This is a genomic window from Demequina lignilytica, from assembly GCF_030418375.1.
GTDB lineage: Bacteria > Actinomycetota > Actinomycetes > Actinomycetales > Demequinaceae > Demequina > Demequina lignilytica.
This window is the reverse complement of sequence record NZ_JAUHPZ010000009.1, coordinates 37,360-50,298: the sequence shown is the minus strand read 5'-3', so window position 1 is coordinate 50,298 and position 12,939 is coordinate 37,360. Positions and strand designations below refer to the sequence as shown.

13 protein-coding genes and 1 pseudogene are annotated in these 12,939 nt (G+C 72.9%); 9 read left to right on the top strand and 5 right to left on the bottom strand.

Translation table 11 applies throughout. The features are described from left to right. The first annotated feature begins 4 nt into the window (after positions 1–4). The 4 genes from QQX13_RS11530 (at position 5) to QQX13_RS11515 (ending at position 2,721) form a co-directional block, all read left to right on the top strand. A complete protein-coding gene (locus QQX13_RS11530; RefSeq protein WP_301153459.1) occupies positions 5–337 on the top strand; it encodes a hypothetical protein in 333 nt (110 codons plus the stop codon). Positions 338–410: 73 nt separating this feature from the next. After that, positions 411–632 carry a FeoA family protein gene (locus tag QQX13_RS11525; RefSeq protein WP_301121386.1) on the top strand — a complete coding sequence of 74 codons (222 nt, stop codon included), beginning with the start codon at positions 411–413 and terminating at the stop codon, positions 630–632. Further along, positions 629–2,512 (top strand): ferrous iron transporter B, encoded by a 1,884-nt coding sequence (feoB, locus tag QQX13_RS11520; RefSeq protein ID WP_301121388.1) that lies wholly within the window; start codon positions 629–631, stop codon positions 2,510–2,512. The genes QQX13_RS11525 and feoB overlap by 4 nt, the downstream gene beginning before the upstream one ends. After that, positions 2,509–2,721, top strand: coding sequence for a hypothetical protein (locus tag QQX13_RS11515; protein ID WP_301121390.1), 213 nt, complete (start codon positions 2,509–2,511; stop codon positions 2,719–2,721). The genes feoB and QQX13_RS11515 overlap by 4 nt, the downstream gene beginning before the upstream one ends. A gap of 6 nt (positions 2,722–2,727) precedes the next feature. On the opposite strand, the gene QQX13_RS11510 is transcribed toward QQX13_RS11515, so the two are convergent. Beyond that, positions 2,728–3,177 (bottom strand): MarR family winged helix-turn-helix transcriptional regulator, encoded by a 450-nt coding sequence (locus QQX13_RS11510; RefSeq protein WP_301121392.1) that lies wholly within the window; start codon positions 3,175–3,177, stop codon positions 2,728–2,730. A gap of 107 nt (positions 3,178–3,284) precedes the next feature. Here QQX13_RS11510 and QQX13_RS11505 point away from each other — a divergent pair, with 107 nt between their 5' ends. The 5 genes from QQX13_RS11505 (at position 3,285) to efeB (ending at position 9,538) form a co-directional block, all read left to right on the top strand. Continuing rightward, entirely contained in the window at positions 3,285–3,926 is a 642-nt protein-coding gene (locus QQX13_RS11505) for a Maf family protein (RefSeq protein ID WP_301121394.1), read from the top strand. 181 nt (positions 3,927–4,107) lie between these two features. Further along, on the top strand, positions 4,108–5,886 hold the full coding sequence (locus tag QQX13_RS11500; RefSeq protein ID WP_301121396.1) for an acetyl/propionyl/methylcrotonyl-CoA carboxylase subunit alpha: 1,779 nt from the start codon (positions 4,108–4,110) through the stop codon (positions 5,884–5,886). A 221-nt stretch (positions 5,887–6,107) separates the two neighbouring features. Continuing rightward, complete coding sequence (efeU, locus tag QQX13_RS11495) at positions 6,108–6,965, top strand: iron uptake transporter permease EfeU (RefSeq protein WP_301121398.1); 858 nt, start codon at positions 6,108–6,110, stop codon at positions 6,963–6,965. A gap of 43 nt (positions 6,966–7,008) precedes the next feature. Next, positions 7,009–8,172 carry an iron uptake system protein EfeO gene (gene efeO, locus QQX13_RS11490; protein WP_301121400.1) on the top strand — a complete coding sequence of 388 codons (1,164 nt, stop codon included), beginning with the start codon at positions 7,009–7,011 and terminating at the stop codon, positions 8,170–8,172. 10 nt (positions 8,173–8,182) lie between these two features. Beyond that, a complete protein-coding gene (gene efeB, locus QQX13_RS11485; RefSeq protein ID WP_301121402.1) occupies positions 8,183–9,538 on the top strand; it encodes an iron uptake transporter deferrochelatase/peroxidase subunit in 1,356 nt (451 codons plus the stop codon). 19 nt (positions 9,539–9,557) lie between these two features. Here the strand turns inward: efeB and QQX13_RS11480 are convergent, their stop codons facing one another. The 4 genes and pseudogenes from QQX13_RS11480 to hpaD form a co-directional block, all read right to left on the bottom strand. Continuing rightward, a complete protein-coding gene (locus tag QQX13_RS11480; protein WP_301121404.1) occupies positions 9,558–10,358 on the bottom strand; it encodes an aldolase/citrate lyase family protein in 801 nt (266 codons plus the stop codon). Then, positions 10,343–11,131 (bottom strand): 2-keto-4-pentenoate hydratase, encoded by a 789-nt coding sequence (locus tag QQX13_RS11475; protein WP_301121406.1) that lies wholly within the window; start codon positions 11,129–11,131, stop codon positions 10,343–10,345. Before QQX13_RS11475 ends, QQX13_RS11480 begins: the two co-directional genes overlap by 16 nt. Beyond that, positions 11,121–11,816: pseudogene (locus QQX13_RS11470) on the bottom strand (RraA family protein); the annotation flags it as partial. The pseudogene QQX13_RS11470 and the gene QQX13_RS11475, both read right to left, overlap by 11 nt. A gap of 16 nt (positions 11,817–11,832) precedes the next feature. Beyond that, positions 11,833–12,831 (bottom strand): 3,4-dihydroxyphenylacetate 2,3-dioxygenase, encoded by a 999-nt coding sequence (hpaD, locus tag QQX13_RS11465; RefSeq protein WP_301121408.1) that lies wholly within the window; start codon positions 12,829–12,831, stop codon positions 11,833–11,835. Between the last annotated feature and the right edge of the window lie 108 nt (positions 12,832–12,939).

Genomic DNA, 12,939 nt, shown 5'->3' with positions numbered 1-12,939 from the left:
GGTCATGCCGTCGAAGTGGTCCCTCGCGTCCGAGGACTCGATCCTGTCGATCGCCAGCACGGGCTCCGCGCTGTCGATCCTGTCGGTCGGCAGCGTGCTGTCGATCGGGTCCGTCGGCTCGGCGCTCTCCGCCTTCAGCATCGGCAGCTCCGCGAGCGTCGGCTCCGCGATGTCGTTCGCGTCGCGCGGCTCGCTGTTGGCGTCCCGGGACGCGGGCGCGGTCATGGGCACCGCCCGCCGGGGACGGTCGGTCCGCTGGACGCTCGCCCAGGGCGGCGCCGTCGCCGTGCTGGTCGCCCTGGCGCTCGTGGGCTCGGCGCGTCGGCGCCCGCGCTGAGGGATGGTCCGGGATCCCGCACCCGGGACCTACGGATAAGGCAAGCCTTCCCTTCCGGAATTATCCTGTGCGGGTGCTGCTCCACACCCTCGCGCCGGGCGCCGTGGCCCGGATCCGAAGCATCAGCGCCGACGCGCCGGTCGCGCTGCGGCTGCGCGAGATGGGTCTGCGCCCGGGGATCCGCGTCCGGGTCGCCGGACGGGCCGCGTCGGGGGCGCGGGTCGTCGCGGTCGGCGGAGCCCGCATCGCGGTCGACCGTCAGACCTCGGCGCTGATCGAGGTGGATCCGGCATGACCACCCAGGTCTCGACCGCGAGCGTGCTCCTGGTCGGCAATCCGAACGTCGGCAAGTCGACGCTCTTCAACCACCTCACCGGAGCGCGCCAGAAGGTGGTCAACGCGCCCGGCACCACCGTGTCGCTGGCGGAGGGCTCGTGGCGCGCGGGCTCGACCGACGTGTCGCTCGTGGATCTGCCGGGCACCTACTCGCTGATCGCGCGCTCTCCCGACGAGCAGGTCGCCGCCGATGCCGTCGACGACCCCTCCCACGATCTCGCCGTCGTCGTGCTCGACGCCACCGCGCTGAGCCGCTCCCTGTACGTGCTCGGGCAGGTCGCCCGGGCGGGCCGGCCGGTGGTCGCGGCGATCAGCATGGTGGACCTGGCGGAGGCACGCGGGCTCCGCCCGGACCTCGACGCGCTCGCCGCCGCGCTGGGCGTGCCGGTGGTCGAGGTGAACGGCCGCACCGGCGCGGGCACGGGTCTGCTCGCCGCGACGGTCGCCCAGGCCCTGCGCACGCCGCCGCGCGTCGCCGGGATCGAGCGCCGCGACCACGACCACGAGCTCGGCGACGAGCTGGCCCACGCGCAGCAGCTGTTCGACTGGATCGAGGGCGTCGCCGATGCCACGCTGACCTCGGTGGAGACCCGCGAGACCGTCTCCGACCGCATCGACCGCGTCCTGCTCAACCCGTGGGCCGGGGTGCCGGCGTTCCTGGCCGTGATCTGGGCCGTGTTCCAGCTCACGACCGCCGTCGCCGCTCCCCTCATGGACGGCGCGGCCGCGGTGGTCGACGGGCCGGTCACCTCGACCGCGGAGTGGCTGCTGGGAGCAGTGCAGGCACCCGCCTGGCTCGAGTCCTTCGCGATCGGCGGGCTCGTCGCGGGAGTCGGCGCCGTCGTCTCCTTCATCCCGCTGATGGCCATCATGTTCGCCTGCGTGTCCGCGCTCGAGTCCTGCGGGTACCTCGCGCGGGTCGCGATCGTCGCCGACCGCGCGATGCGGGCGATCGGCCTCGACGGGCGGGCGATGCTGCCGCTGATCGTGGGCTTCGGCTGCAACGTGCCGGCGCTGTCCGCGACCGCCGTGCTGCCCCACGCCCGCCAGCGCCTGCTCACGGGCCTGATGGTGCCGCTCACCACGTGCACGGCGCGGCTCACGGTCTACCTGCTGCTCGCGCAGACCTTCTTCCCCGACAGCGCCGGCTCCGTGGTGTTCGGGATGTACCTGCTGTCGATCGTGCTCGTGGTGGCGTTCGGCCTCGCCGCGCGCCGCACCGCGTTGCGCGACGTACGGCCCGAGCCGCTCATCATCGCCCTCCCCGACTACCAGTGGCCGCACCTGCGGACGCTCGGCCTGGGGGTGTGGACGCGGGTCGTGTCCTTCGTGCGCAAGGCCGGCAGCGTGATCATGGTGGCCGTCGCGGTGCTGTGGGTCCTGCAGGCGATCCCGGTGCGCGGCGGCCACGACCTCGCGGACGTGCCGGTGCAGGACTCGGTGTACGGCGCGACCGCGACGGCGATCGCGCCCGCCCTGGCACCCATGGGCCTCGACGACTGGCACATCGCAGCGTCGCTCGTCTCGGGCATCGCCGCCAAGGAGGTCACGGTCGGCGCCCTGGCGCAGTCCTACGCCCTCGAGGACCCGGGGTCGGAGCCCTCGGCCTCGCTCGGGGAGCAGGTGCGAGCGACGGTCGAGCAGACCTCCGGAGGCGCCGTCGGCGCGGCGGGACTCGCGTTCATGGTGTTCGTGCTCGGCTACCTGCCCTGCATGGCCACGCTCGCCGAGCAGCGCCGGCTCTACGGCTGGCGATGGACCGCGGGCTCCGCCGCCGCGCAGCTCGCGATGACGTTCGCGCTCGCGACGGCGGTGTTCCAGGTGGGCCGGCTGCTGTGACCGGCGTGTTCGGTGCCGTGATGGAGCGTCTGGCCGCGGGCGAGAGCCCGCGTGCGGCCGCGCGCACCCTCGGGATCCCTCTCGATCTGGCCGAGGCCGTGGCGGAGGAGGGCGAGAGGTTCGGCCTCGTCATCCGTGCCGGAGCCGCCTGTGGAACCTGCGTGCCTGGCGACTCGCCGGCGTGCGCCGGCTGTCCTCTCGCGCGCTGACGGGCCTCAGTCGGAGCGGCCGCGGCGGCCGTTGATGCCGCCGATCATGGACGAGAGCATGGCCGCGATCTGCTCGAGCTGGGCGTCGTCGAGCGACTCCAGCTGCTCGCGTCGCTGGACGCGTGCCGTGCCCACGACCTCCTCGGCGAGCTCGCGGCCCCTGGCGGTGAGACGGATCCGGCGGATCCGGCGGTCCTCCGGATCCTCGCTGCGCTCGAACACGCCGCGCTGGACCATCCGCTGGACGATCCCGGTGGCGACCGACGGATGCACGCCGACCTGCTCGGCGAGGTCCGTCGTGGTGCACCCTTCCTGCGAGTACACGATGACCAGGGCGCGGAACTGGTGAAGGGTCAGACCCAGGCTCGTGACCACCTCGGTGCGGGGTGCGGAGATGCGCAGGAAGTGCTGCAGCTCGTCGCATGCCGTGTCCAGCAAAGCGTCCCGGTCGCCCATCGATTCCCCCTCGAGAAACTTTCGGTTCCGCCTACTATAGCGGTCCTCTTACCTGATCTTTACCCTCGCTTCGGCGGCGCGTTGCGCGCCCGGCTACCCTCTCCTGCATGACCGTCCCGCTGGTGCTCGCCTCGCAGTCCCCCGCCCGTCTCGCGACCCTTCGATCCGCCGGCGTCGAGCCCGAGGTGATCGTCAGCGAGGTCGACGAGGACGCGGCGCTGGCGGCCGCCCAGGAGCGCCACGCCGCCGCGGGCTGGGGCGACCTGCCTCCCGCGGACGCGGTGCTCGTGCTGGCGCAGGCCAAGGCCGAGGACGTGGCCGGAACGTGGGACACGGACGCGGTGGTGCTCGGCTGCGACTCGATGCTCGAGCTCGACGGGGAGATCCTGGGCAAGCCCGCCGATGCGATCACGGCGGTGGCGCGCTGGCATGCGATGCGCGGTCGCACCGGGGTCCTCCACACGGGCCACTGGCTGGTCGACGACCGCGGGAGCGGCACCGCGGCCACGCTCGGCGCGACGTCGTCGACGGTCGTGCGGTTCGCCGACCTGTCGGATGCGGAGATCGACGCCTACGTCGCGACGGGCGAGCCCCTGCGCGTCGCAGGAGCGTTCACCGTGGACGGCCTGGGCGGCCCCTACGTCGAGGCGATCGAGGGCGACTACCACGGGGTGGTCGGCGTGAGCCTGCCGCTGCTGCGGTCCCTGCTCCTCGAGCTCGGCGTCGCGTTCCACGACCTGCGCGCCTGACCCGATACCCTCCCCGGTTTGTAGGGGCGCGACAACTCAGACAGCCCTCAGGCGGATCCTGGCCCCGATTCGCTGTGAGAACGCACAAACGATGCGGGGAAGGCTTATCGCCCGGCCCAAAGTTGGGTCCCCCCACGCATCGAAGCGCCGCTCCCGCGGATGCCCGCGCTAACGTTTCGGGGTGACTGCCTTCGCCTCCGTCCTGGTCGCCAACCGTGGCGAGATCGCCGTCCGCATCATCCGCGCCTGCGCGGACGCGGGTCTGCGCTCCGTCGCCGTGTACGCGGACCCGGACCGCGACGCCCCCCACGTCGCCTTGGCCGACGAGGCGTACGCGCTCGGCGGCTCGACCGCCCGCGAGACGTACCTCGACATCGCGAAGATCGTCGACGCCGCGCGGCGCAGCGGCGCCGAGGCCGTCCACCCGGGCTACGGCTTCCTCGCCGAGAACTCGGACTTCGCGCGTGCGGTCATCGCCGCGGGGCTCACGTGGATCGGCCCGTCACCCGAGGCGATCGACGGCCTCGGCGACAAGGTGAGCGCGCGGCACATCGCCCAGCGCGCCGGCGCACCGCTGGTGCCGGGCACCCCCGACCCCGTCGCATCGTCCGACGAGGTGGTCGCGTTCGCGCAGGAGCATGGGCTCCCGGTCGCCATCAAGGCCGCCTTCGGCGGCGGCGGCCGCGGCCTCAAGGTCGCGCGCACGCTCGAGGAGATCCCCGAGCTGTTCGACTCTGCGACCCGCGAGGCCGTCGCGGCCTTCGGTCGCGGCGAGTGCTTCGTCGAGCGGTTCCTCGACAAGCCGCGTCACGTGGAGACGCAGTGCCTCGCGGACGCCCACGGCAACGTGCGCGTCGTCTCCACCCGCGACTGCTCGCTCCAGCGCCGCCACCAGAAGCTGGTCGAGGAGGCCCCCGCGCCGTTCCTCACCGACGCCCAGAACGCGCGGCTGGTCGAGGCGAGCGAGGCGATCCTGAAGGAGGCCGGCTACCAGGGCGCGGGGACGTGCGAGTTCCTGGTGGGCGTCGACGGCACCATCAGCTTCCTCGAGGTGAACACCCGGCTCCAGGTCGAGCACCCCGTGACCGAGGAGGTGACCGGCGTCGACCTGGTGCTCGAGCAGTTCCGGATCGCGGCCGGCGAGTCCATCGCGGACCTCCACCCCGTCACGCGGGGCCACTCGATCGAGTTCCGCATCAACGGCGAGGACCCGGCCAAGGGCTTCATGCCCGCGCCCGGCACCATCTCCACCCTGCGCTTCCCGTCGGGTCCCGGCGTCCGCGTCGACGCGGGCGTCGCCCAGGGCGACGCCGTGTCCGGCAACTTCGACTCGATGATCGCCAAGGTGATCGTCACCGGCGCGACCCGCGACCAGGCGCTCGCCCGCGCGCGCCGCGCGCTCGCGGAGATGACGGTCGAGGGCATCCCCACCGTGCTCCCCTTCCACCGGGCCGTGCTCGACGCCCCGCAGTTCACGGCGGTCGACGGCTTCCGCGTCTACACGACCTGGATCGAGTCCGAGTTCGCGGACACGGTCGCGGGGCTCGCCCCCGGCGCCTCCTCGGCCGATGCCGAGGCCGATGCGCCGGCGACCGAGCGGGTGATCGTGGAGGTCGGCGGCAAGCGCCTCGAGGTGGTCCTGCCCGCCTCCCTCGCACAGGCCGGTCGAGCCGGTGCCCGTCAAGCGGGCAAGCGGCCGATGCGCAGGTCCTCGAACGGCGCCCCGCGCGGCGCGTCGGGGAACACGCTCGCGTCGCCCATGCAGGGCACGATCGTGAAGGTCGCGGTCGCGGACGGCGCGATCGTCGCCGAGGGCGACCTCGTGGTGGTGCTCGAGGCGATGAAGATGGAGCAGCCGCTGACGGCGCACCGGGCCGGCGTGGTCCGCGCCCTCGCGGCGACGGTCGGCGCGGGGGTCAGCTCCGGCACCGTCATCTGCGAGATCGTCGACGCCGAGTAGCCCCCCGTCCCCGGCGGGACGCTCAGGACCGCTGTCCGCCACCCCGTGCGCCCCACGGGACCACCAGTTCCGCTGCGCACGCGACCTCCGCATCGTCCCTCCCCGCGCCGGCGCAATTACGCAACGCGATTGTTCGCTAATGGTTGACAGCGCGAGCGGCGGCCCCCTACGCTCGCACCGTTCAGGTAAGGCTCGCCTTAGTCCCCGCTCGGAAGGCCACCATGCTCGCCAACTACCTCATCGGGCTCCGTGAGGGTCTGGAGGCCGCGCTCGTCGTCGGCATCCTGGTCGCGTACCTGGTCCGGACCGACCGTCGCGGGCTGCTGCGCCAGGTGTGGTTCGGGGTCGGCATCGCCGCGGGCGTGTCGATCGGCGTGGGCGCGCTCCTCACGCTCGGCCCGCAGGGGCTGACGTTCGAGGCGCAGGAGGCGATCGGCGGCACGCTCAGCATCGTCGCGGTGGGCCTCATCACGTGGATGATCTTCTGGATGGGCAAGACCGCCCGCCACCTCAAGGGCCAACTGGAGAACGCGCTCGAGAACGCGATCTCCGTGGGCAAGGGCGCGATCGTCGCGATGGCGATGCTGGCCGTGGGCCGCGAGGGCCTCGAGACCGCGCTGTTCCTCTGGGCCGGCATCACCTCCGCCGGGTCGAGCCTCGCCCCGATCATCGGCGCGACCCTCGGCATCGCCACCGCGGTCGCGCTCGGCTGGCTCATCTACAAGGGCGCGGTGAGGGTGAACCTGCGCGTGTTCTTCCAGTGGACCGGCGTGTTCCTCATCATCGTCGCCGGCGGCGTGCTCGCCTACGGCGTGCACGACCTGCAGGAGGCCGGCATCCTGCCCGGCCTCAACACCCTCGCCTTCGACGTGAGCGCCACGGTGGCCCCCGGCTCCGTGCTCGGCACGCTCCTCAAGGGCGTCTTCAACTTCTCCCCCGCGACCACGGTGCTCGAGGCCGTCGCCTGGGTCGCGTACGTGGTGCCGGTCATGTGGATGTTCGTCCGCATGGCGTTCCGCTCGGGTCCGCCCGTGCCGCGCACCGCGCCCGCACGCGAGCCGGCAGCCGCCGCCGCATAACGCCTCCCCTCTCCACCCCGCTCACCCCTGACGAAGGATCACCATGCCTCGCCCCGCCCTCGCGCGCCTCGGCGCCGTCGCCGCCATCCCCGTGTCCGCCCTCGCGCTCGCCGCCTGCGTGCCCAACACCCAGGCGGACGGCGACACCATCGCCGTGTCCTCGACCGCCGACGCCTGCGACGTCGCGGCCACCGAGGCGCCGTCCGGCACGATCGTCTTCGACGTCACCAACGACGGCGACGACGTCACGGAGTTCTACCTGCTCGCCCCCGACGGCCTGCGGATCATCTCCGAGGTGGAGAACATCGGCCCGGGCATCACCCGCCAGCTGGTGGTCCAGGTGGGCCCCGGCGACTACCTGACCGCCTGCAAGCCCGGCATGGTCGGTGACGGCATCCAGGCCGCCTTCACCGTCACCGACTCGGGCGAGGACGTCATCTCCGGCGACAAGGCCGAGCAGCTGACCGCCGCCGGCGACTCGTACCTGCTGTACGTGCGCGACCAGATCCAGACGCTCGAGCAGAAGACCGCCGCGTTCCTCGAGGCCTACGTCGCCGGCGACGACGACACCGCCCGCGAGCTCTACGCCGACGCCCGCGTCCACTGGGAGCGGATCGAGCCCGTCGCCGAGTCGTTCGGCGACCTCGACCCGATGATGGACGCCCGCGAGGCCGACCTCGCGGAGGGCGAGGAGTGGACCGGCTGGCACCGCATCGAGAAGAACCTGTGGCCGCCGGCCGAGGGCTACGACCTCACCGACGCGGAGCGTCAGGAGCTGGCCGACAAGCTGGCCGCCGACACCGCCGAGCTCGCCGCGCGCGTGAACGCGGACGACTTCACCATCGACGCCTTCCAGGTGGGCAACGGCGCGAAGGAGCTGCTCGACGAGGTCGCGGCCGGCAAGATCACCGGCGAGGAGGAGATCTGGTCGCACACCGACCTGTGGGACTTCCAGGCGAACGTCGACGGCGCCGCGGTCGCGTTCGGCGTGCTCCGCGACGTCACCGCCGAGACCGACCCCGACCTGGTCGAGGAGCTCGACTCCCGCTTCGCCGAGCTGAACGAGCTGCTCGCGCAGTACGGCTCGATCGAGGAGGGCTTCGTGCTCTACACCGACCTCACCGAGGACCAGATCGTCGAGCTCGCCCGCGCGGTCGACGCGCTCGCCGAGCCGCTGTCGCGCCTCACCGCCGCGGCGGTCATCTAGGGTTCACCGCATGAGCGAGCAGCACCCCGCCACGGGCGCCGAGGACACCTCGGCGCCCGTCGGCGCGTCCCCCGATGCCGCCGTGGAGCCGGTCGATGCGGCGCCTCGCCGCGGGATGTCCCGGCGCGCCGTGCTGGGCACGGTGGGCGCCGCGGCCGGCGTCGCCGCCGTGGGAGCCGGCGGCTTCGCCGCCGGGCGCGCGACCGCCGACCCGCTCCAGCGCCACGCGTACGACTTCTTCGGCACCCACCAGTCCGGCATCGTCACGCCGCAGCAGGACCGCCTGCACTTCGCCGCCTTCGACCTCACCACGGACTCGCGCGCACGGGTGATCTCGCTGCTGCGCAAGTGGACCGAGGCGGCCGCGACCCTCATGACCGGCTCCGAGCTCGGCTCGGGCGCGGCCGGCGGCGCGTACGCCGCTCCCCCGGACGACACGGGCGAGGCGCTCGGCCTGCCCGCCTCGGGACTGACCATCACCTTCGGATTCGGGCCAGGCCTGTTCGACGACCGCTTCGGGCTCGCGGACCGCCGCCCGGCCCAGCTGATCGACCTGCCGAAGTTCTCCGGGGACACGCTCGACGAGCGCTACGTCGGCGGCGACCTGTGCATCCAGGCGTGCGCGGACGACCCGCAGGTCGCCGTCCACGCGATCCGCAACCTCTCGCGGATCGCGTTCGGCGACGCCGCGATCCGGTGGACGCAGCTGGGCTTCGGCCGCACGTCCTCCACCACGCGCGCGCAGGACACGCCGCGCAACTTCATGGGCTTCAAGGACGGCACCGCCAACCTGCGCGCCGAGGACGTGGACCTGGTCGACGAGCACGTCTGGGCGTCCGCCGACGACGGCGAGGAGTGGATGGCCGGCGGCTCGTACCTGGTCGCGCGCCGCATCAGGATCCTCGCGGAGAACTGGGACCGGACCTCGCTACAGCAGCAGGAGTCGGACGTCGGTCGCACCAAGGGCTCGGGAGCGCCGCTGTCGGGCGGCTCGGAGTTCACGGAGCCCGACTTCACGGTGACGGGACGCGACGGCGAGCCGCTCATCCGGCCCGACTCGCACGTGGCGCTCGCGCACCCCAGCGCGAACGGCGGGGCGCGCATGCTGCGCCGGGGCTACAACTTCACCGACGGCGCGGACGACCTCGGGCGCCTCGACGCCGGCCTGTTCTTCCTCGCCTACGTGCGCGATCCCGCGACCCAGTTCGTGCCGATCCAGAACGCCCTGTCGAGCCACGACGTCATGACCATCGAGTACCTGCGCACCACCGGCTCCGCCCTGTTCGCGATCCCCCCGGGCGTGCCCGCGGGCGCGACGCTGGGCTCCGACGGGGGCGCGTTCGTCGGCGAGGCGCTGTTCGCGTGACGCCGGCGACGGGTCCGTCCTAGTAGGACGGCCGCTCGTCGGGATCCTCGGCGCACCAGCGCGCGGCGAGCGCCTCCGATCCCCGCGCCAGCATCGCGACGTCCGCGGCGACCAGCACGAAGGACGCACCCGCCTCGACGTAGGACGCTGCGACGGCCGGGTCGAACGCGTTGACGCCCACGGGCGTGCCCGCGGCGCGCACGGCGTCGAACGCCCGCAGCACCGCGGCGGTCACCTCGGGATGCGTCTGCTGCCCGAGCAGGCCCATCGACGCGGCGAGGTCGCTGGGACCGACGAACACCGCGTCGATACCGTCGACCGCCGCGATCTCGCCGGCCGCCTCGACCGCGGCCGCCGTCTCCACCTGCACCATCAGCGACACGTGGCGGTCCGCATCGTCCAGGTAGCCGTCGACCCGGTTCCACCGAGCCGAGCGGGCGAGCGCCGATCCCACGCCGCGGCGTCCGCGGGGCGGGTAGCGGACCGCCTCGACGGCGGCCCGCGCCTCGGCGGCGCTGCTCACCATCGGGACCAGCACGCTCTGGGCGCCCAGGTCGAGCACCTGCTTGAGCAGCACCGGGTCGTTCGCGGGGACGCGCACCACGGGCACCGTCGGGTAGGCGGCGACCGCCTGCAGCTGGGCCAGCACCTCGGGGAGGCCGTTCGGTCCGTGCTCCATGTCGATCAGCAGCCAGTCGAGCCCGCCGCCCGCGCAGATCTCGGCGACCACGGGCGAGCCCGAGCACACCCACATGCCCGCGAGCGGGCGGTCGGCCGAGGCCAGCCGCTCGCGCATGGGACGACCTAGATGAAGCGGCATGTCACGACCCCCAACGGTCCGTAGTCGCAGGCGACCTCGTCGCCCGGGTGCACCCACATCGGCCGGGTGAACGAGCCCGCGAGGATGATCTCGCCGGCCTCGAGCCGGTCGCCGTGGGCATGGAAGCGGTTGGCGAGCCAGGCGACGCCGGTCGCGGGGTGGCCGAGCACGCCGGCGGCGACGCCGGTCTCCTCGATCTCGCCGTTGCGCGCCAGGAGCGCCGCGACCCAGCGGAGGTCCACGTCCTCCGGCGCGACGCGCGTGTCGCCGACGACCATCGCCCCGTAGGCGGCGTTGTCGGAGATGGTGTCCACGATGGTCCGGCCCTCGAGCTGGATGTGGCTGTTGAGCACCTCGAGCGCCGGCACCACGGACTCGGTGGCGGCGAGCACGTCCGCGAGCGTGCAGTCGGGACCCTGGAGCGGCTCGCGCAGCACGAATGCGAGCTCGACCTCGATCCGCACGTTGGAGTAGTCGGCATGCCGCAGCTCGGCGCCCGACGGGAACACGGTGTCCTCGAACATGACCCCGTAGTCGGGCTCGGTGATCCCGGTGGCGGCCTGCATCGCCTTCGAGGTCAGGCCGATCTTGCGGCCGGCGATGCGCCGACCCGCCGCGAGCGCCTTGTCGCGCCACACGCCCTGGATCGCGTAGGAGTCCTCGACCCGGGCGTCCGGGTAGCGCGCCGTGATGCGCTCGATCACGGCGTGGTCCCGTTCCGCCTGCGCGAGCTCCTCGGCGATCGCGTCGATGGTCGCGCGGTCAAGCCCCACGGCGGTCCTCCTCGTAGCGCGCGCGCCACCGCGCGTCCATCGGGAACAGCCCGTCGAGCGGGTGGCCCTCGGCGACGCGGGCGGCGACCCACGCGTCCTCGTCCTCCTGCGCGAGCGCGGCCTCGGCCACCTCCTGCGCGAGCGCGGGCGGGATCACCACCACGCCGTCGGCGTCGCCGACGATGACATCGCCCGGCTGCACCGAGGCCCCGCCGCAGGCGATGGTCGCGTCCGCCTCCCACGGGACATGGCGGCGGCCCAGCACCGCGGGGTGCGCGCCGGCGGCGAAGACCGGCATCCCCGCCTCGGCCACGGCGGCGGCGTCCCGCACCCCGCCGTCGGTGACGATCCCGGCGGCGCCGAGCGTCTGCGCGCGCAGCGCCAGGATGTCCCCCAGGGTGCCCGAGGTGGCGTCGCCGCGCGCCTCGATCACGATCACGTCGCCCGGACCGACGGCGTCGAAGAGCCGCTTCTGGGCGTTGTAGCCGCTCGCGTGCTCGGCGAACAGGTCGGGACGATGCGGGATGTACCTGAGCGTGCGGGCGGTGCCGACCAGGCGCTGGCCGGGCACGAGCGACGCGACGCCGTCGAGGTGGATGGACTCGTAGCCGCGCTTGCGCAGCTGCGCGGACAGGCCCGCGGTGGGGACCCGCTCGAGCAGCGAGCGGAGCTCCGGGGACAGCGATGTCATGCGGGCCCTCTCAGTGAATGGCCAGGTAGTCCTCGAGCGTATCGGGCGTGGCGGTGAGCATCGGCTCGGTGATCACCTCGCCCGGGAACTCGCTCGCCTCGAAGAACCACCGACGCGAGGCCGGCATCCCCCACTGCTGGGCGCGACGCGGGTCGGACACATCCCAGCGGATCGGCTCGTCCTCGAGGTCGATGAACTGGTAGTGCGTGGTGAACAGCTCGATGCGGTGCTGGTCGGGGTCCCGCAGGTACAGGAAGAGCGCGTTCGAGATGCCGTGGCGCCCGGGGCCGCGATCGATCTCCTGGCCGAAGCCGCGCGCGCCGGCGACGTCCGCCGCGTGGATGATGTGGGTCGCGTCGGGCACCGTGTAGGCGAAGTGGTGCAGGCGGGGTCCGCGGCCGTTGGTGAAGACCAGGTCGTGGGTGTTGCCCTTGACCTCCATCCACGAGCCCCACAGCTCGTCGGTGCCGTCCTTGGCCGTGTACTCCGACATGCGCATGCCCAGGCCGGTCCAGAAGTCGGTGGCCTCCTGCACGTCGTAGGTGACCACCTGATAGTGGTCGAGCCGCTGCGGCGCGCCCGCGACGAACTCGTCGAACGCCGCCATCCTGCGCTCCACCAGCGACATCTCGGAGGTGATCTCCATGAGGGTGCCCACGGGGTCGCGGAAGCGCAGGGTGGGACCCTGGTGATCGACCTCGACCCGCTCGTGCTCGATGCCGACGGCCTTGAAGTACCTCTCCGCGTTCAGCACGTCGCTCTCGCGCTTGACACGCAGGCCGACGCGGTGGGCCTTGGCCTCCGGCGTCCACTCGAGCACGAGCGAGTGGTGGCACGCCTCCTCGAGGCCGCGCATGTAGATCGCGGTGTCGGTCTCCTCGGTGACCACCAGCCCGACCGTGTCGCGGTAGAAGTCGCGGCTCTTCTCGAGGTTGGTGCAGCCCATGCGGACGTGGCTGGCGCGGGTGATCTCGAACGCCGGGTCGTGGTTGGTGACGGGCAGGGTCATGGGGGGCTCCTGGGGTGATCGTCGTTGACCGATGCCCTCAGCATCGCCGTGCCGGGCGCCGCGGGGAACTATCGAAGGCGTTCTCAGCCATACATCTGGTGTATGGCG